The organism is Solwaraspora sp. WMMA2080 (assembly GCF_027497395.1).
In the GTDB taxonomy this organism is placed as follows: domain Bacteria; phylum Actinomycetota; class Actinomycetes; order Mycobacteriales; family Micromonosporaceae; genus Micromonospora_E.
Map to the genome: position 1 here is coordinate 2,550,956 of NZ_CP114910.1, position 19,183 is coordinate 2,570,138.

Annotated in this window: 16 protein-coding genes and 1 pseudogene; 7 read left to right on the forward strand and 10 right to left on the reverse strand. The window is 71.7% G+C overall.

Annotated elements, in window-relative coordinates:
* Positions 1–134: 134 nt before the first annotated feature.
* Both ilvD and dinB read left to right on the forward strand, forming a co-directional pair.
* Complete coding sequence (gene ilvD, locus O7543_RS11660; RefSeq protein ID WP_281553810.1) at positions 135–1,982, forward strand: dihydroxy-acid dehydratase; 1,848 nt, start codon at positions 135–137, stop codon at positions 1,980–1,982.
* 90 nt (positions 1,983–2,072) lie between these two features.
* Positions 2,073–3,299, forward strand: coding sequence for a DNA polymerase IV (dinB, locus tag O7543_RS11665; protein ID WP_281553809.1), 1,227 nt, complete (start codon positions 2,073–2,075; stop codon positions 3,297–3,299).
* Between the two features lie 36 nt (positions 3,300–3,335).
* On the opposite strand, the gene O7543_RS11670 is transcribed toward dinB, so the two are convergent.
* A complete protein-coding gene (locus O7543_RS11670) occupies positions 3,336–3,941 on the reverse strand; it encodes a hypothetical protein (RefSeq protein ID WP_281553808.1) in 606 nt (201 codons plus the stop codon).
* Between the two features lie 97 nt (positions 3,942–4,038).
* Between O7543_RS11670 and O7543_RS11675 the strand changes: the two genes are divergently transcribed.
* Positions 4,039–5,493: a serine hydrolase domain-containing protein gene (locus O7543_RS11675; RefSeq protein ID WP_281553807.1), complete on the forward strand. Its 1,455-nt coding sequence runs from the start codon at positions 4,039–4,041 to the stop codon at positions 5,491–5,493.
* Here the strand turns inward: O7543_RS11675 and O7543_RS11680 are convergent.
* Positions 5,474–6,049 (reverse strand): GNAT family N-acetyltransferase, encoded by a 576-nt coding sequence (locus O7543_RS11680; RefSeq protein ID WP_281553806.1) that lies wholly within the window; start codon positions 6,047–6,049, stop codon positions 5,474–5,476. The genes O7543_RS11675 and O7543_RS11680 overlap by 20 nt on opposite strands.
* A gap of 167 nt (positions 6,050–6,216) precedes the next feature.
* Between O7543_RS11680 and O7543_RS11685 the strand changes: the two genes are divergently transcribed.
* Complete coding sequence (locus O7543_RS11685) at positions 6,217–6,561, forward strand: hypothetical protein (protein WP_281553805.1); 345 nt, start codon at positions 6,217–6,219, stop codon at positions 6,559–6,561.
* 13 nt (positions 6,562–6,574) lie between these two features.
* Here O7543_RS11685 and O7543_RS11690 read toward each other — a convergent pair whose 3' ends face one another.
* Positions 6,575–7,816: a transposase gene (locus tag O7543_RS11690; protein WP_281567354.1), complete on the reverse strand. Its 1,242-nt coding sequence runs from the start codon at positions 7,814–7,816 to the stop codon at positions 6,575–6,577.
* Positions 7,817–7,832: 16 nt separating this feature from the next.
* On the opposite strand from O7543_RS11690, the gene tnpA reads away from it, so the two are divergent.
* Complete coding sequence (gene tnpA, locus O7543_RS11695; protein ID WP_281553803.1) at positions 7,833–8,249, forward strand: IS200/IS605 family transposase; 417 nt, start codon at positions 7,833–7,835, stop codon at positions 8,247–8,249.
* A gap of 762 nt (positions 8,250–9,011) precedes the next feature.
* Here the strand turns inward: tnpA and O7543_RS11700 are convergent.
* Positions 9,012–9,512: pseudogene (locus O7543_RS11700) on the reverse strand (sigma-70 family RNA polymerase sigma factor); the annotation flags it as partial.
* 37 nt (positions 9,513–9,549) lie between these two features.
* A complete protein-coding gene (locus O7543_RS11705) occupies positions 9,550–10,413 on the reverse strand; it encodes a hypothetical protein (protein WP_281553802.1) in 864 nt (287 codons plus the stop codon).
* A gap of 318 nt (positions 10,414–10,731) precedes the next feature.
* Here O7543_RS11705 and O7543_RS11710 point away from each other — a divergent pair, with 318 nt between their 5' ends.
* Positions 10,732–11,652, forward strand: coding sequence for a helix-turn-helix transcriptional regulator (locus tag O7543_RS11710; RefSeq protein WP_281553801.1), 921 nt, complete (start codon positions 10,732–10,734; stop codon positions 11,650–11,652).
* A complete protein-coding gene (locus O7543_RS11715) occupies positions 11,649–11,834 on the forward strand; it encodes a DUF397 domain-containing protein (RefSeq protein ID WP_278167694.1) in 186 nt (61 codons plus the stop codon). Before O7543_RS11710 ends, O7543_RS11715 begins: the two co-directional genes overlap by 4 nt.
* A 93-nt stretch (positions 11,835–11,927) precedes the next feature.
* Here the strand turns inward: O7543_RS11715 and O7543_RS11720 are convergent, their stop codons facing one another.
* From O7543_RS11720 to O7543_RS11740, 5 genes are read right to left on the reverse strand one after another with little or no spacing between them, the layout of a single operon-like run.
* Positions 11,928–13,967, reverse strand: a complete 2,040-nt coding sequence (locus O7543_RS11720; protein ID WP_281553800.1) for a cellulase family glycosylhydrolase — start codon at positions 13,965–13,967, stop codon at positions 11,928–11,930.
* A 33-nt stretch (positions 13,968–14,000) separates the two neighbouring features.
* Entirely contained in the window at positions 14,001–14,810 is an 810-nt protein-coding gene (locus tag O7543_RS11725) for an ROK family protein (protein WP_281553799.1), read from the reverse strand.
* Complete coding sequence (locus tag O7543_RS11730; protein WP_281553798.1) at positions 14,807–17,299, reverse strand: glycoside hydrolase family 2 protein; 2,493 nt, start codon at positions 17,297–17,299, stop codon at positions 14,807–14,809. The genes O7543_RS11725 and O7543_RS11730 overlap by 4 nt, the downstream gene beginning before the upstream one ends.
* 56 nt (positions 17,300–17,355) lie before the next feature.
* On the reverse strand, positions 17,356–18,213 hold the full coding sequence (locus O7543_RS11735) for a carbohydrate ABC transporter permease (protein WP_281553797.1): 858 nt from the start codon (positions 18,211–18,213) through the stop codon (positions 17,356–17,358).
* Complete coding sequence (locus O7543_RS11740) at positions 18,210–19,175, reverse strand: sugar ABC transporter permease (RefSeq protein ID WP_281553796.1); 966 nt, start codon at positions 19,173–19,175, stop codon at positions 18,210–18,212. The genes O7543_RS11735 and O7543_RS11740 overlap by 4 nt, the downstream gene beginning before the upstream one ends.
* Between the last annotated feature and the right edge of the window lie 8 nt (positions 19,176–19,183).

Below are 19,183 nucleotides of genomic sequence, written 5' to 3' on the forward strand. Positions count from 1 at the left end.
ACGCCACAACTCTGCCGGATCGGCGCCGGCCCGTGGTGCCGGGGTGCGGGTTTGCCGGCAGGAGACATCCCGACACGTGAAACGCGACACGGCTGGGACCGCCGGCCCGGCAACCGTGGTGTAACACTTGTCGAATGCCTGAGCTGCGGTCGAGGACCTCCACCCACGGTCGGACGATGGCCGGCGCCCGGGCCCTGTGGCGGGCCACCGGGATGACCGACGACGACTTCGGCAAGCCGATCGTCGCCATCGCCAACAGCTTCACCCAGTTCGTGCCCGGCCACGTACACCTGAAGGACCTCGGCGGACTGGTCGCCGACGCGGTCGCCGACGCCGGCGGGGTGGGCCGCGAGTTCAACACGATCGCCGTCGACGACGGCATCGCCATGGGCCACGGCGGCATGCTCTACTCGCTGCCCAGCCGGGAGCTGATCGCCGACGCCGTCGAGTACATGGTCAACGCGCACTGCGCCGACGCGCTGGTGTGTATCTCGAACTGCGACAAGATCACCCCGGGGATGCTGCTCGCCGCGCTGCGGCTGAACATCCCGACCGTATTCGTCTCCGGCGGCCCGATGGAGGCCGGCAAGACCGTCGCCGTCGAAGGCGTCGTGCACGCCAAGCTCGACCTGATCGACGCCATGATCGCCGCGTCGAACGACAACGTGACCGACGCCCAGCTCGACACCATCGAGCGGTCCGCCTGCCCGACCTGCGGCTCCTGCTCCGGCATGTTCACCGCCAACTCGATGAACTGCCTCACCGAGGCGGTCGGGCTGGCGCTGCCGGGCAACGGCTCGGTGCTGGCCACCCACGCCGCCCGCAAGTCACTGTTCGTCGAGGCCGGCCGGACCGTCGTGGAGATCGCCAAGCGGTGGTACGACGGCGACGACGCCTCGGTGCTGCCCCGCGCCGTCGCCAGCCGGGCCGCCTTCGAGAACGCGGTGGCCCTGGATGTGGCGATGGGCGGCTCCACCAACACGGTGCTGCACCTGCTGGCCGCCGCCCGCGAGGCCGAGCTGGACTTCGGCGTCGCCGACATCGACGACATCTCCCGCCGGGTGCCCTGCCTGGCCAAGGTCGCCCCGAACACCCCGAAGTACCACATGGAGGACGTGCACCGGGCCGGCGGCATCCCGGCGATCCTCGGCGAACTGGACCGGGCCGGCGCGCTGCGCCGCGACGTGCACGCCGTGCACTCGCCGTCGCTGAGCCGGTGGCTGGCCGACTGGGACATCCGGGGCGGCAGCGCCACCGACGAGGCGGTCGAGCTGTTCCACGCCGCCCCCGGCGGGGTGCGTACCACCGAGCCGTTCTCCACCACCAACCGCTGGTCCAGCCTGGACACCGACGCGGCGCAGGGCTGCATCCGCGACGTGGCGCACGCGTACTCCGCCGACGGCGGCCTGGCGATCCTGCACGGCAACCTGGCCCCGCAGGGCGCGGTGGTCAAGACCGCCGGGGTGCCCGACGACTGCCTGACCTTCCGCGGCCCGGCCAAGGTGTACGAGTCGCAGGAGGACACCGTCTCGGCGATCCTGGCCGGCGAGGTGGTCGCCGGTGACGTGGTGGTGGTCCGCTACGAAGGCCCCAAGGGTGGGCCGGGCATGCAGGAGATGCTCTACCCGACCTCGTTTCTGAAGGGGCGCGGCCTCGGCCGGGCCTGCGCGCTGATCACCGACGGCCGGTTCTCCGGCGGCACCTCCGGGCTGTCCATCGGGCACGCCTCCCCCGAGGCCGCCTCCGGTGGGCTGATCGCCCTGGTCGAGCCGGGCGACGAGATCGTCATCGACATCCCGGCCCGCAAGCTGGAGCTGAACGTGCCCGACGAGGTGCTGCAGGCCCGCCGGATCGCCCAGGAGAAGCGGGACCGCCCGTACACCCCGGTCGACCGGCAGCGGCCGGTATCGGCGGCGCTGCGCGCGTACGCCTCGATGGCCACCTCGGCCAGCGACGGCGCGTACCGCCTCGTCCCGGAGTGACCCGCTGCCACCCGCAGCGACCCGCCGCCGGGTAGGCGACGTCTGCGCAGCTCACACCCGTTCGTCGAACATCTGTGCGATGATGGCGCGGTGGCGGGTGAGGCCAGCATCCTGCACGCCGACCTGGACGCGTTCTACGCCTCGGTCGAGCAACGCGACGACCCCCGGCTGCGCGACCGGCCGGTGATCGTCGGCGCCGGCGTGGTGCTGGCCGCCAGCTACCAGGCCAAGGCGCGCGGCGTCCGCACCGCGATGCCCGCCCGGCGGGCCCGGCTGATCTGCCCGGAGGCGGTGGTGGTGCCGCCCCGGATGGCGGCCTACACGGCGGCCAGCCGGGAGGTGTTCGAGGTGTTCCGGCAGACCACACCGCTGGTCGAGCCGATCTCCATCGACGAGGCGTTCCTCGACGTCGGCGGGCTGCGCCGGCTCGTCGGAGCGCCGGCCGACATCGCCGCCCGGCTGCGGGTCGCGGTCCGCGACCAGGTCGGGCTGCCGATCACCGTCGGGGTCGCCCGGACCAAGTTCCTGGCCAAGGTGGCCAGCGGCGTCGCCAAACCGGACGGGCTGCTGGTGGTGCCGCCCGACGAGGAGTTGGCGTTCCTGCACCCGCTGCCGGTCGAACGGCTCTGGGGCGTCGGCCCGGTCACCGCCGGCAGGCTGCGCGAACGCGGCATCACCACGGTCGGCCGGGTCGCCGGCCTCGGGGAGGCGGCGCTGGTCAGCATCGTCGGCGCCGCCGCCGGCCGGCACCTGCACGCCCTCGCCCACAGCCAGGACCCGCGCCGGGTCCAGACCGGCGGCCGACGCGGCTCGATCGGCTCCCAGCAGGCGCTGGGCCGGGCCAGCCGGGACCCGGCCGACGTGGACGCGATCCTCGCCGGGCTGGTCGACCGGGTCGGCCGACGCATGCGGGCCGCCGGGCGCACCGGCCGGACGGTCACCCTGCGGCTGCGGTTCGGCGACTTCACCCGGGCCACCCGCGCCCACACCCTGCCCCGGGCCACCAACCAGACGTCGACCATCCTGGACACCGCCCGCGACCTGCTGGCCGCCGCCGGTCCGATGATCCGCGAACGCGGGCTGACCCTGGTCGGCGTCTCAGTCGGCAACCTCGACGACGGACACGCCACCCAGTTGGCGCTGCCCCTCGATTCGGCCGACGCGCCGCCGCAGGCAGCGCCACACCCCGTCGGCCGGCAGGAGAGCCTGGACGCCGCGCTCGACGCCGTCCGGGACCGGTTCGGGTCCAGCGCGGTCAACCGCGCGGTGCTGCTCGGCCGCGACCTCGGCCCCGCCGCCCCACTGCTGCCGGACTGACCCGGCCACCGACGATGGCCAGCGTCAGGCCTCCGGTCAGCCGGCCGGCACCGCCGGGTCGGCCGGCGGTGCCGCCGGCCACAGCTCGACGGCACCGGCCGCCGCCTGCCGGATCAACTCACCGGAGACCTCCACCCGGCTGTGCGGGATGTCCCGCGCCGGCCAGGCACACTCCACCGTCACCGGGCCGTCCGGCGGCAGCGGCCACACCCAGAAGCGGGCGTCGTGCCGCTGCTGGTCGGTGCTGGCCGCCACGGGCGACAGCAGCGGGCCGGCGGGTTCGCGGTCGGCCCGCGACGTGCTGCGGTGCAGGCTGCTCAGCACCGTACCGTCGGCGAACCGGACCATCACCTGCAGGCCGCCGACCCCTTCGACCGGGGTACGCGGCCGGGGCGGCCCCGACGCGCCGGCCGGCTGCCGTGCCGGACCGGCGGCGGTCGCCGGCTCCGGGGCCCGCAGGATCGCGCTGATGTCGAACTCGAAACCCGTCGGGTACGCCAGCACACTGGTCAGGATCACCGCGGCCTGGTCACTGCGGGCCAGCAGCAGTTGCCCGGCGACCACACCGCCGAGCACCGCCACCGGGCGGGCCAGCCACGGACGCGGCGGAACGCCTGCCTGCGGAGGATCTGCGGTATCCATCGGCTAACCATGCCACGAACCTGGCATTGGTCAATGGTGCCGCAGCGGCGGGCGGTCAACGGCACCGCCGCCGGCCGCACCCGACACAATGGCGGTCATGACGACGGAGGAACGACCCGGGTCGACGCCGGACCACACCGTCGCCGGCCTCCTGCCGACGACCCGGCGGGCGCTGCTGCACCGACTCGCCGTCGGCCAGGTCGACGGGCGGGCACCGTCGATGGTGGCGGCGGTGGTCCGCGCCGACGGGCTGGTCTGGGCCGCCGGCCGAGGTGAGGTCGACCACGGCACGCCGGACGCGGCGACCAGCTACCGGATCGGGTCGATCAGCAAGACCTTCACCGCAGTGCAGGTGCTGCTGCTGCGGGAGGCGGGCCGGCTGGAGCTGACCGATCCGATCCAGCGGCACCTGCCCGGCTGCGGGGTCGCGGCGACCGTGGAGCAGTTGCTGGCACACACCGGCGGGCTACCTGCCGAGCCGCCCGGCCCGTGGTGGGAGCGCACCCCCGGCGAGCTGCGCCCCGAACTGTCCGACGTGCTCGGGCCGGCGTCCGACCGACGGCCGGCCGGGCACCGCTACCGCTACTCGAATCCCGGGTACGCGCTGCTCGGCGCGCTCATCGAGCGGCTGTCCGGGCACCGGTGCGGCGACCACCTGCGGCAGGCGCTGCTCGACCCGCTCGGCATGTCCGCCACCGGCGCCGAGCCGAGTGGACGGCACGCCACCGGATGGGCGGTGCATCCGTGGGCGGATGTGCTGCTGCCCGAGCCGACGCCGCAGTACGGTCACCTCGCCCCGGCAGGACAACTCTGGTCCACCGCCGCAGACCTGGGACGGCTGGCGGCGGTGCTGCTCGGCGCGGACACCCGGCTGTTGTCGGCGGACTCGCTGGCCCGGATGCGCACCCCTGCCTCGCCGCCGGAGAGTGCGGACCCGGACTGCGGGTACGGCCTCGGCCTGCAACTGCTCCGCCACGAAGGTCTGGAGCTGGCCGGGCACACCGGCTCGGTACCCGGTTTCCTCGCCGCGCTGTGGACCTGCCCCGACCAGGACGTCGCCGCTGTGGTGCTGGCCAATGTCACGACGGGACCGCAGATCGACGAGATCGCCGCCGACCTCGTCAAGATCGTCGCTGACCGGGAGCCGGTGATCCCGCCTCCGTGGCGGCCGGCCACCGATGTCGACCTGGCGCTGGTCGACCTGACCGGACCGTGGTACTGGGGTGCGCGCCCGGTGGCGCTCCGCCTGCTCGGCGACGGCACCCTGCAGCTCACCCCGATCGGCGTGGCCAACCGGGGCACCCAATTCCGCCGTACGGCTGATGACCGATGGTTGGGCTTCAAGGGCTTCTACGCCGACGAGACGCTGCGGGTGTGCCGGGACGCGGCCGGCGCGGTCAGCCATCTCGATCTCGGCACCCTGGTGCTGACCCGGGGGCCGTACCAGCCGGCGACAGCGGTGCCGGGCGGGGTCGACCCGGCCGGCTGGCGTGCCGGCTCCGGCCAGCCGACCACCGGGACCGGCCGGTCGGTCAACGGATCCGCTGGCTGAGGATCTGGCCTGGCCACGGGCCGGTCGGCTGGTCGACGGTGAACGGCTCGGCGGCGGTGAACCCGGCCCGCTCGTAGTAGCGGACCAACGCCCGGTCACCACCGGCGTAGCAGTCGACCCGCAACAGGGTCGCGCCGCGTTCGACGGCGAGCGTCCGCGCCCGGTCCAGTAACGCCTGACCGACCCCTCGACCGGCCCACGACCGGTCGGTGACCAGCAGGTTCACGTACAACTCGGGTTCGTTGACCGGCGGCGCGTAGGACCGGGCCGTGCCGACGGCGAGCGCCCCGACGACCCGCTCACCACCGTCGCCGGTCGGCACACAGGCCAGCACCAGGCCGCTCTCCTTCGCCCAGCCGGTGACCATCGCGATCCGGCGCGGGTCGGTCGACTGCGGTTCGGTCCCCCACTGCCCGGTACGGCCGTGTTCGGCCAGCCAGCGGACCGCGTCGTCGAGCAGCGCGAGAACCGCCGGGACGTCCGCCTGCGTGCCGGCCCGGTGGTAGATCCGAAGCTGGTCGTCGAAGCGGTCGCCGTCGTCGGTGTCACGTTGCATGCCGGACATCCTGCCGTCTCGGCCGAGGTGACGTCGACCGGGCAGGACGTCGGTCACAGACCCTTGCCCGCCGGGCGCATCGACGCCGGCCTTCCCTGGTCAGCGCGGTACCTCTCGCCTGGTCAGCGCAGGACCCCTCCCCTGGTCAGCCCGGCACCGGGCACGGGTTGGCTGCCGGGTACGGCCCGGCACCGGCCCGCCGCCCGTCGACTGCCACGACGGCGACCTGCCAGGCGACCGACGCCACGGCCACCCGCCAGACCTGCCCGGTGGCGGTGTCCCCGGAGACCGTCGTCGCCGCCTCGCCGCCCCGCGCCGGCACCGTGCCCGGCGCGGCGATGCCACCCGGGCCGCCGGCACCGGGACCGGAGGTCGACTACGGGTCGGATCCCGGTTCCGCGGTCGGATACGTCGGCGACGGCTGCGTCGAGCCGGCCGCGCCGCCGGTCCAGGTGAGCACCGCCGACTCGACGGTGCCACCGGTGACGGTGGCGACCACGGTCAGCTGTTGACATCCTCGCCGCCCTAAACGGCGGCGATTCCAGCCACGCCGCGCGTGACACGCGCAGCGTTCTGGCGGGTTACCGTTTCACCGCGCGGTGCCGGGACGGGTCCCGGTCCTACCCGCGCTCCACGGTCGTTGACGTCCGCCTGCCCGGCGGCCTTGATGTTGATCGCCGCGTTGACATCCCGGTCGTGGTGACCGCCACACGGACACACCCACGACCGCACGTCCAACGCCATCCTGTCGTTGACGCGCCCGCAGTCCGAGCACATCCGGGTGGACGGGAGCCACCGGTCCACCCGGGCGAACGTACGCCCGTATCTCGCCGCCTTGTACTCCAGCATGGCGACGAACGACGACCATCCGGCGTCGTGCACCGACTTCGCCAGCCGGGTCCGGCCGAGACCGACGACACACAGGTCCTCGACGTACACCGCTTGATTCTCACGGATGATCGTCGTGGACAGCTTGTGCTGCCAGTCCCGCCGGGTGTCGGCCACCCGGGCGTGCGCCCTGGCGACCTTCACGACGGCCTTCCCACGGCGGTTGCTGCCCCGCTGTTTGCGCGACAGGGCCTGTTGCAGCCGTTTGAGCTTGCGGGCCGCGCGGCGCAGGAACCTGGGTGCGGCGACCTTCGTGCCGTCGGACATGACCGCGAAGTGCGTCAGCCCCAGATCGATCCCCACCTCGGCGTCCACCTCGGGCAGCGGCTCGTCCTCGCTGGTCCGCACGACGAACGAGGCGAAGTACCGCCCGGCGGCGTCCCGGATGACCGTCACGGACGACGGGTCCGACGGCAACGACCGGGACCAGCGCACCGCCAGGTCGCCGATCCTCGGCAGCCGCAGACGACCGTTGTCCAGCACCGTGAACCGGGAGTTACGGGTGAAACGGATCGCCTGCCGGTTGTCCTTACGGGACCGGAACCTCGGCGGCGCCACCATGCTGCCTTTACGCCTGCCCGACACGGAGTGGAAGAAGTTGCGGTAGGCGGTGTTGAGGTCCGCGAGGGCCTGCTGCAACACCACGGCCGACACCTCGCCCAGCCACGCCCGTTCCGGAGTCGTCTTGGCCCGCGTGATGACCCGCTTGGACAGTTCGGCGTCCGAGATGTACGGCAGGCCCTGCTCGTGGGCGGTCCGCCGTGCGCGCAGCCCGTCGTTGAACACCACCCGGGCGCATCCGAACGCCTTCGCCAGCGCGATCTGCTGGCCGGGTGTCGGGTAGACCCGGAACTGGTACCGGAGCTGCACGAACCACACGATATCATGTTGGTCTATGGCAGAAGGTGAGGGTATCCGTACCGGCAGGCACTGTGTCTTCGCGATGCACGTCCACTTGGTTTTCGTGACGAGGTTCCGGCACACGGTGTTCGCCGACCGGCACCTGACCCGCATGGAAGCCATCATGCGGGACGTATGCCGCGACTTCGAGGCCGAACTGGTCGAGTTCAACGGCGAGGACAACCACGTCCACCTGCTGGTCGACCACCCACCCAAAGTCGCCGTTTCCCGCCTGGTCAACTCACTCAAGGGCGTCCCGTCGCGCCACCCGCGGCAGGAGTTCCCCGACCTCGCACGCCACTACCACCGGGCCAACAAGCTCTGGTCGGGCTCGTACTTCGCGGGCTCCGTCGGCGGCGCGCCGCTGAGCATCGTGACGCAGTACATCGAGCAGCAGAACCGGCCAGGTTAGAGCACTGCTCGGGCCCTGGCGGCCCTCCCAGCGCGGGCCTTCACCCCCGGCCTGAAGGCCGGAGCACTGGCCCGCATTCCGGTAGCGGCTGGATCCGGTGCAGGAGACCCGCGCCTCGGCCTGGACGGTCAGCGGCGGCGCCGGCTCGGCGGGGCCGCTCGGCTCGGGAGCGCCACCGGCCGGCGCGGTCGGTGTCGGCGTCGTCGGTGCCGGTTCGCCCGGGGTGCCCGTCGGCGCACCGCTGGCCGACGGCGTGGTCGGTGGCGCGGCCAGACCTGGCGACCCGGCCGGCGCCAACCGGGCGGTGTCGTCGACCGTAGCCAGCCGGGGAACCATCACCACGGCACCACCGATCAGCAGGGCCAGCACCGCGGCCGCCGCCAGGCCGGCCAGCAGCCGACCTCGGCGCGGCTCGCCTCGGCGGGGGAAGCCGGTGGCCGGGTCGAACCGGCCGGCCCGCTGCTCGATCCGCGCCCGGGTCGCCGCCTGCCCGGCGGCGGCGCTGGTCAACTCCAGCCGGGGCCAGAGTTCCGCCGGTACGACGAGCATCGGCAGGGTCGCGTACGCGGAGAACAACGCGGCCGGGCTGACCTGCCGGCGGCGCCGGTCGGCGCAGGTCGGGCAGGACTCGATGTGCCGACTGACCCGCTTGCGTAGCAACACGGTGAGCGTGCCGTCCCAGCCGCGCAGCAGCTCACCGAGGGTCGGGCAGTCGTCGGCACCGGTGCGGGCCACCAGTAACGCGCCGATGGCCCGTTCGAGTTGGGTCCGGGCCCGGGACAGCCGGGCGTGAGCGTGACTGTCGGAAACCCCCAGCACGGCACCGACGTCGGCGGCGGACAGGTCGTGCCGGATGGCGAGCTCGATCACCTGCCGGTCACCGGGGTTCAGCCCGGCCGCGGCCGACCGGACCAGCTCCTGTAGCTGTTCGGCACCGAGCCCGGTCACCGGGTCGACCGGCGTGGCGGGCAGTTCGCCTACCTCGTCCAGCGGCAACTGCCGTCGCCGGCCACGGATGACCCGCAGGCACTCGTTGCGGGCGATGGCGTACAGCCACGGGCGCAGCCGCTCCGGGTCGCGCAGCTGCGCCGCCCGCTGATTGGCCAGGACGAACGTGTCGTGGACGGCGTCGGCCGCGCCGTCCGCGTCGCGCAGCACGAACCGGCAGTACGTGTACAGCCGGTCGGCGTACGTGCGGTAGGCACGGTCGAGGCCGCGCGGGTCACCGGCGACCAGCGCGGCCACGATGGCGCGATCGTCCACCCGGGCAATGCTAGGTGGCGCGGTCGAGGACGGATCGTCACTGTCGCCAATACTCCAGTTGGTAGCGCGACGGGTCGGGCTGCCCGTTGCCGTGGCCGATGAGGCAGAGCCGGGTGTTGCCGGCCGCGACCAGCCGGGCCCGTTCGGCGTCGGCCGCACTGGCCAGGAAGAGCAGCGGGGTGGCCGCGGCCCGCAGCCCCCAGCCGTCGCCGTCGGGTCCGTGCACCGCCAGCTCCGCCGGGTCGTACGTGATGCAGTCGAAGTGCGGAGCGGGGCCGAACGGCAGCCCGGACGGGCCCTGGAAGTAGGTGATGATGTAGCGGTGCCGGTCGGCGCGGTCGTTGCCCCGGCCGATGAAGCAGAGCCGGGTCCAGTTGCGGGCCACCTTGACGCCGTCCTCGGCGTCGGTCTTGGTGGCGAAGAGCTTGATGGCGTGGCCGCCGTCGCGCATCCGCCACGCGTCGCCGCTCTGCTCGATCGTCAGGTTCGCCGGGTCGTACGTCACACAGTCCTCGGCGGCCGGCTGCACGGTCGGCACCGGTTCGCCGTCGTCACCATCGTCGCCGGAACCCCCGCCGTCGGGGTGGTCAGGATCGTCGCCGGTGCCGCCACCACCCGGGTCGCTGCCGTCGGCATCGTCGCCGGTGCCGCCGGTCTGCGGCTCGCCGCTACCGGCCGACCCGCTGTCGCCGCCCCCGGTCGGCGCGCCACCGAGCCCTGCTGCCCCGGACGCCTGGCCACCGTCTGACGCTACGCCGACTCGCCCGGCCCCGGACGGGCCGCAGGCCGCCAACACCACCGCGAGCAGCACGCCCAGGACGGCGGCGGCGGCGAAGGTGATGGTGCCCCACCGCCAGGTCGACCGCCGCGCCAGCACCCCGAACTTGGTCGTGTAGATCATCTGGCCCTCCAGCCTCTCCCTCTCCGTGCCGGGTGAGTCGACGCCCAACCGGGTCCCGGCCCGCCCGGGGCGCGGGACGTCCGGCGACGTCGCCGGACACGGGTGAGAGGCGGCGGCCGGCCGAGGACCAACAACTTTTCGCCGGCCCGTCAGCCGGGTGCGCCGCCGACGGGTCAGCCAGATGTGCGGCTGACCTGCTGGTGGAGTGCCCGTGCCAGCTCTGCGGACCCAAGGTGTCTCCGCGAGCTTGATGCCACAGGTGCATCATGATTCACCTCTGGCATCAAGCTCGACGAGCATCTCCGATCCGGAACGGAATTGGACGAAGATGATCAATACAAGTTTCGTCTCCACCCTGGACTATGTGGGCACGACGAGAGAAGATACCGGCACGCAAGGCAGTCGATTCCTGGTAGGAAGCTGCCCCGATACGGGCCGGAAGGACAAGCAGCAGTGAGCAGCAACGGCATTCCGCAGGTGCTCAGGTTTCTTCGTTCACTCAATGGCGGCATGACACAGGAGCAGTTGGCGCAGCGACTAAGCGTCTCGACGTCGTTGATCGCCAAGTTCGAAACCGGTCGACAGATACCGATGCCCGACACGGCAGACCACATCGATCAGGTGTTCAGCAGCGCCCCGCTGATCAAGGAACTCTCCGAGAACGCCCGCAAGAGCATCCCACCGGACTGGTTCCGGGCGCTACCGGAGTTGGAGCAGGAGGCCTCCGCAATTCGGCGGTACGAGTGCCAGATCATCCCTGGACTGCTCCAGACGGAAGCGTACGCCCGGGCCATCCTGCACAGCGGCCTGCTAACTCCCGCTAAGGCCGACGAGTACCTCGCTCTCAGGATGACGCGACAGGCCGCCGTGTTCGAGCGGGAGGAGCCGCCGGTGTGTCAGTTCATCATCGACGAGGACGGACTTCGCCGGGGAGACCCCGTGATCATGCGGGAGCAATTGGAGCACATCGCCGAGATGAGCACCCGGTCGCGGGTGCTGGTGCAGGTGGCCCCGGTTTCCGCCGGCTTGCATCCCGGGCAGAACGGGCCGTTCATGCTCGCCAGCATGGCCGAGACCGGCGGCACCGTCGGCTATGTCGACGACCAGTTGGAGGGCCGCCTGGTGACCGATCCGAAGCGGGTTGCCACCCTCGAACAGGCCTGGCAGGCTCTGAGTGGTGTTGCGTTGCCGCGCGACCAGTCGCGAGACATGATCTTGAAGTTGGTGAAGGAACTATGACCGAGCCGGCGTGGCGCAAGTCCAGCCGCAGCAACAGCAACGGAAGCGACTGTGTCGAGGTGGCGGACAACCTTCCCGGTCGCATCCTGGTCCGCGACAGCAAGGACCAGGGTGGTCCCACGCTCGCCTTCGGCCCGACCGCCTGGCGCTCCTTCGTCGCTGAGGCACCCACGCTCCGCTGAGCCGTAGGATCAGCAGGTCAGCAACGACGTGACGAGCCCCGGCCCCACGCCGACGGCGGCCGGGGCTCGACGCGTACCGGTGACCGCGCCGTCCTACTCGACCCGGATGTTGTCGAGGTGGACAGAGCCCGGGTTGACGTAGACGTAGAACTCCCGCACGTCGGCCAGCGCCTCGGCATCACACGACATCTCGGTCAGCAGGTCGATCTCGGCGGTGCCGGTCCAGTCCTGGTTCAGCCAGGTGAACGTCGACTGGCACCAGGTGTAGGACGGACCGGTCTGCACCGCGATCGCCGCATTGGTGCCCGCCGACGGGTCGGTACGCAGGTCGTACTTGAGGGTGACCCGGCCGGACAGGTCGACCGGCTCGGGGAACGACGTGCCGAACCAGCCGCCGGTGACCGAGTCGACCCGCAGCCCGTACGCCCCGTCGGTGGCGAACGCGTCCGACTGGGCGACGCTGCCGACGCCCGGCTCCCACGACGGCGGCCCCCACCCGTCGGTGCCGGCCTCGAACGAGAACAGCGTCTGCACCCCGGCCGGGTCGGGTTTCACCGTGACGACCAGGTCGGCGACGTTGGAGGCGCGCCAAACCCGGTCCCATACCTGGTAGTGGGCGGTGGCCCGACCGGCGAAGCCGTCCGCCGGAGTGAAGGTGACCGCCCCGTCGTTGCCGAGCGCGAACTCACCGCCTGCGACGACGGTCCGCTGCTGCTGGCCGGGCACCGTCGGGTCCAGGTCGATGGTGGCGGCGCGGACCGTACCCCGGTGGGCGATGTCGTTGGCCGCCGGCCGCAGCGTCGCGACCTGGCCGAACTCGACGGTGGCCGTGTCGTGGTCGGCGACCGGCGGCCACGGCCGGCGGTCGCCGCGCACCGCAGCGCCCGCGTTGGACAGCGTGGTGCAGACCGGGCTCGGGCAGTAGACGGTGTAACCGTCGTAGTCCGGGTAGAGGCTGCCGTCGTCCTGCACGCCGGAGAGGATCCAGTAGAGGAAACCGCTGGTGCCGCCGGTGATCGCCGCGTCGGTCCACTCGCGGTAGACGACGTTGCGGGTCGACTTGTCGTGGATGCCGAACTCGCCGAGCATCACCGGCTTGCGGACCTTCTTCGCCTCGTGAGCGTGCCGGGTGATCCACTCGGTGCCCCAGGCGGCGTCCTTGCCCCAGTGGTCCGGGTAGAGGTGGTAGGAGACGACGTCGACGGCGGGCAACCTGCTCAGCGCGACGCTGTCGACACCTTCACCGCAGTTGATGGTCCAGTCGGCGCTGGTCGGATCGTCACAGAAGAAGCCTTCGTCGCCGACGCTGACCAGCTGCCGGGGAGCGATCGACTTGACGTGCCGGGTCATCTCGTCAGCCCAGGCGGTCAGCGTGTCGGTGGTGCAGTCCGGTGACTGCGGGTAGACCCCGGAGCCCTTGCAGCGCGGCTCGTTGCCCAGCTCCCAGGTCATCACCGTCGGGTCGTCCTTGTATCTCACCCCGGTGATGGTGTTGGTGCGGTTCAGCACATGGCTGATCCAGTCTTTGTACCAGCCGCGGATCACCGGGTCGGTGTAGAAGTCGTCGTGGTACTGCCCGCCGCGCCAGCGCACGTACTGGTCCATGCCGCCGAAGTCACGCCAGTTGTTGGTCAGCGGGACCACCAGTTTGATGCCGGCTTCGCGGGCGGCGGCGAGGACGTAGTCGAGGCGTTGCAGGCCGTCCGGGCCGTCGTTGTACGCCGGCCGTTCGCCGTCGAAGTACTGGAAGTAGACGCCGTCGGCCGGGCCGGCGACCGAGTCGGAGCCGTCGGCGTTGCCGATGTCGAGGAACCCCCAGGTACGCAGCACGGTGAACCCGGCTGCCTTGGCGTCGGCGAACACGTCGTCGACCATCGTCGGCGACTTGTACATCAGGTAGTAGTTGTTGCTGCCGGCGAACCGGAACTTCCGGCCGTCGAGTTTGAGGTCGTCGCCGTGCCGGGTGACGAACCCGGCGGTCGGCGTACCAGGCGTACCGGGTGTACCGGGATGACTGGGATGACCGGGATGGCCGGGATGGCGGGCCGGCGGTGCGGCCTGGACCGGGACTGCCGCTGCGGTGAGCAGCAGCCCGGCCAGTGCGAGCAGCAGGCCGGCGGAGCGTGGGCGCATTACGGGGTTCTCCTGACCGTGGAGCGGTGGAGGTCACTGACGCGCTGCGGCCTCCAGGGCGAGTGCGGCGGCACCGAGCAGTCCCGCGTCGTTGCCGAGGCTGCTGGTGTGGATCCGGACCCGGCGGACGAAGTCGAGTCCGGCAAGCTCCGCTACGGCCGCGCGCAGCGGAGCGAAGAGCAGGTCACCGGCGGCGGCCACCCCACCGCCGATGACGACGTCGTCGAGGTCGACCAACGCGGTGGCGGAGACCACCGCGGCGGCCAGGGCGGTCGCGCCCCGCCCGAACGCGGCGACGGCGAGCGGTACGCCGGCCCGGGCGTCCTCGGCGAGGGTACGGGCGTCGCCCGGCCGCTCCCCCGGCGTCCAGCCCTGGTTGACGGCCCAGCGGACCATCGCCGGACCGCTGGCGATCGCCTCGACGCAGCCGCGCCCGCCGCAGGGGCAGGCCGGGCCGGTCATGTCCACCACGATGTGTCCGATGTGTCCGGCGTTGCCGCTGCCGCCCGGGTGGACCCGGCCGTCGATGACCAGTCCGCCGCCGACGCCGGTGGAGACCACCATGCCGAGCAGGGCGCGGCCGGGGTAGCCGCCGCGCCAGTGTTCGCCGAGCGCCATGCAGTGCCCGTCGCCGACGACCTGGCGGACCACCCGGTGCAGGGCGGCGGTGACGGTCGCGGTGTCCCCGCCGGCCGGGGTCGGCACCGCGCCCTGCACGGCGATGGTGCCGTCGGGTTCGACGACGGCGGCGGCCAGCTTGGTGCCGCCGACGTCGACCGCGAGAACCGGGCCGGGGGCGGGGTCGGCCGCCGCCGGACCGACCGCTGCCGGGCCGGCGCTCATGCGCCGGCCGCCGGGGTGTCGCTGACGATGTCGTTGACGCAGCGCAGCACCGGCCGGCGGGTCAGCGCCGCCGGATCCAGCTCGACCCCGGTGCGCACCACGAACTCCGTCGACTCGCCGGGCAGCAGGGTGACCAGTGCCCGGTCCACTTCGGCGGCCGGGTCGAGCCGGTCCGGGTAGAGGGTCAGGTCACGCAGGACGGTCCGGGCGGTGACGGTGACCCGCAGCCCGCCGTCGACCGGTGCGGCCGTCGCGTCGTACCCGGCCGCCGGGTAGTCGATCTCGTTGTCCTCGGCGAAGAACCACCAGGCCCGCTGCCCGGCCGCGTCGGCGAGCAGCAGCTCGCGGCGTGGGTCGCCGGTGGTGGCCAGGTCTGGGTAGAGCGGCACGGTGACCGCCGAATGGGCCGGTACGGCCAGCTGGTAGCCGATCTTGGCCAGTGGCTCGCCGGCCAGGGTGAGCCGGGTGACGTCGGTCTGCGGGTGCCAGTCGGCCCCGGTGTCGTTGACCGCCACCAGGGCGAGCCCACCGTCGCGGGGTTCGATGGTGAGCAGCCGGTCGGCGTAGGCGTCGCGCAGCGCGTACCACAGGGGTTTGCGGCGGCCGTCGCCGTCGACGGCGGCCCACGAGGTGACCGGCCAGCAGTCGTTGAGCTGCCACAGGATGGTGCCCATGCAGACGCCCCGGTGGGAGCGGAAGTGCCGCACCCCGACGGCGATCGCGCGGGCCTGGTTGACCTGGGTCAGGTAGTGCCAGTCGTCGAAGTCACGCGGAGCGGGCAGGTGTGCGTCGAGGCCGCGTTGAAGTTTCAGGTCGCCGTCGGCGGCCTTCTGGTGGTGGGCCATGCCGGGTGAGTCGGGGGCGAGCGGGTCATCACTGATCGCCCGGCGCAGGGTGGCGTACACGGGTGGCCCCTGGTAGCCGAACTCGGCGAGGAACCGGGGCACATACTGCCGGTACTTAAGGTAGTCGTCGGTGTTCCACACGTCCCAGATGTGCATGGTGCCGTGCGCCGGGTCGTTGGGGTGCAGGTCGTCGCGGCCGGAGTACGGGCTGCCCGGCCAGTACGGACGGGTCGGGTCGAGTTCGGCGACGATGCCGGGCAGCACATCGAGGTAGTAGCCGAGCCCCCAGGTGCGTCCGTCGAGGATCTCCTGCCAGCCCCAGTCGTGCCAGCCCCAGATGTTCTCGTTGTTGCCGGTCCACAGCACCAGGCTGGGGTGCGGGGTGAGCCGGGCGACCTGGTAGCGGGCCTCGGCGGCCACTTCACCCGCGATCGGCTCCTCCTCCGGGTACGCGGCGCAGGCGAACAGGAAGTCCTGCCCCACGAGCAGACCCTGCTCGTCGGCGAGGTCGTAGAAGTCCTCGGATTCGTAGCGGCCGCCGCCCCAGATCCGCAGGAAGTTGACGCCGGCGTCGGCCGCCTGGGCGAACCGGTGGGCGTAGCGGGCCCGGTCGACCCGGGTGGGGAACGCGTCGTCGGGGATCCAGTTGACGCCCCGGACGAAGACCGGCATCTCGTTGACGACCAGGGTGAACGCGCTGCCGGCGGCGTCGGCGGTGGTGTCGAGGCGGACCGACCGGAAGCCGATCAGTCGCTGCCAGGTGTCGAGTGTGCTGCCGTCGGCCCGGTGCAGGGTGACGTCGAGGGCATGGCGGGCGGGTTCGCCGTACCCTCGGGGCCACCACAGCTCGGGCTCGGCGACGGTGAGGGTTACGACGGCGCTGCGCTGCCCGGCGGGGACGACCGCTTCGGCGCGGGCCCCTGCGACGGCGGCGACCACGGTCAGCGGGGCGTCGGCACCGTCGGCGCGGTCGACGTCGACGTGCACCTCAACCCGGCCCTGCGCCTCGCCGATCGGGCCGCCGGTGTGGTCGACGGTGACCAGGGGGCGGACGCTGGCCAGCCGGGCGACGCTCCAGGCGTGCAGGCCGATCTCCTGCCAGATGCCGGCGGTGACCAGGTTCGGGCCCCAGTCCCAGCCGAAGTTGCAGGCCATCTTGCGGATGAAGTTGAACGGTTCCGGGTAGGCGTTGGGCCGGTCGCCGAGCCGGTCACGGACCGCTTCGGCGTGCCGGTACGCGGAGTCGAACCGTACCCGCAGGGTGTTGCGCCCGGGGCGCAGTGCCGTACGGACGTCGAACCGGTAGCCGCGGTGCATGTTGGCGGTGCGGCCCAGCTCGACGTCGTTGAGGGTGACGGTGGCGACGGTGTCGAGGCCGGCGCAGACCAGGTCGACCCGGGGATCGCCCGGGTCGACCCAGTCGAACGTGGTCTCGTAGACCCAGTCTGTCCGGCCGATCCACGACAGCCGGGTCTCGTTGTCGTCGAGGTAGGGGTCGGGGATCAGGCCGGCGGCGAGCAGGTCGGTGTGGACGCAGCCCGGTACGGCTGCGGGGACGCTGTGGTCGCCGACGCCGTCGGGTACGTCGGACCCGTCGGCCGGTCGTACGGTCCAGCCCTCGTGGAGCGGTCGTACGGTGTTCATGCCATACCTCACTAGTGCTGGATCGGGACTGGGCCACGGTACGGGTGCTCGCCGGGTCAGTTCTTGACGGCGCCTTCCATGATCCCCCGGACGATCTGCCGACCACCGATGAAGAGCATGATCAACAGCGGGATGGTCGCCACGAACGCACCGGCGAGCACCCGCCGGTACAGCACGTAGTTGCCGCTGGCCAGGTCGGACAGGGCCACCATCGACGTCGGGTAGTAGGTGCCGCCGAGGGTGATCAGCGGCCACTGGAAGTCGTTCCAGGTGGCCACGAAGGTGAGCAGGCCGAGCACGGCCATCGCCGGGCGGACCGCCGGCAGCACCACGCTCCAGTAGATCCGCAGCGTGGTGGCACCGTCGATCCGGCCGGCCTCGATCAGCTCGTCGGGCACCGCTTCGAGGATGAACTGCCGCATGTAGAACACGCCGAACGCGGTGACCAGGCCGGGCACGATGACCGCGACCAGGGTGCCGTTCCAGCCGAGTTCGCCCATCAGGATGTAGAGGGCGACGACGCCGAGCTGATTGGGCACGGTGAGGGTGAGCACCACGACGACCATCAGCGCGTTGCGGCCGGCGAACCGCAGCTTGGCGAAGGCGAAGCCGGCCAGCGAACAGAAGAACAGCACCGAGAACGTCACGACCGACGAGACGATGAAGCTGTTGCCCAGCGACTGCGCGAAGTAGACGTTCTTGAGGGTGAAGACCTCGTTGAGGTTGGTGAGCAGCTGTCCGCCGGGCAGCAGCTGCGGCGGGATCTTCGCCAGGTCGGCGTCGGTGCCGCTGGCGATCACCACCATCCAGTAGAGCGGGAACGCGGAGAACAGGATGACGAGGCTGAGGAACAGGTAGTTCCAGAAGCTGCCCGGCGTACTGGCCGGGGCACGGCCGACGGTTCTGCTGCTCACTTGCGGCCTCCGCCCAGCCGGTTGGCGATCAGCGCGTTGACAACCGCGATGATCACGATGATCAGGAACAGTGCCCAGGACATCGCGGCGGCGTACCCGAGGTTGAGATCCTTCCAGCCGACCTTGTAGATCAGCTGGGCGATGGTCTGGAACTGGCCGTTGGACCCGCCGGTGGCGGCCTGCGAGTTCTGCTCGAACAGCATCGGCTCGGTGAACAGTTGCAGCCCGCCGATGGTGGACAGGATCACGGTGAAGACCACCACCGGCCGGATCATCGGCACGGTGATCCGCCAGAGCTGCCGCCACGGGCCGGCGCCGTCGACCGCCGCCGCCTCGTAGATGTCGCGCGGGATCGACTGCATCGCGGCCAGGTAGATCAGCGCGTTGTAGCCGATCCACTTCCAGTTGACCATGGTGGCGATGGCGACCCACGACGCGGCCTTGCTGGACCGCCAGTCGATCGGCGCCTCGCCGCGTAGGTTCAGCACGTCGAGCACCCAGTTGGCGATGCCGAAGTCGCGGGCGAAGAAGACCGCGAACAGCAGCGTCGACGCGGTGATCGGGGTGATGTACGGCAGCAGGATGCCGACCCGGAACCAGGTCTGCGCCCGCAGCTTGCGGTTCAGCAGCGACGCGATGACCAGGGCCAGGAACAGCTGCGGCACGGTGGAGAGCAGGAAGATGCCGAACGTGTTGTACAGCGCGTTCCAGAAGCTGTCGTCGGTGAACAGCCGCCGGAAGTTCTCCAGCCCGGCCCAGCCGGTCAGGTCGGCGTTGTCCAGCCGCCAGTGCCGCAACGCCACCACGCCGTTGAAGATGATCGGGAAGAGCCCGAAGGCGATGAATAGGAGAAAAAACGGGGAGATCAGGATGTACGGCATGTACCGCATGTCGAAGCGGTGCATCCGGTTGCGCCAGGTCGGCTCGGGTGGTGGTGCCGGTGCGGCGCGGGTTGCGGACATGGTTTGCC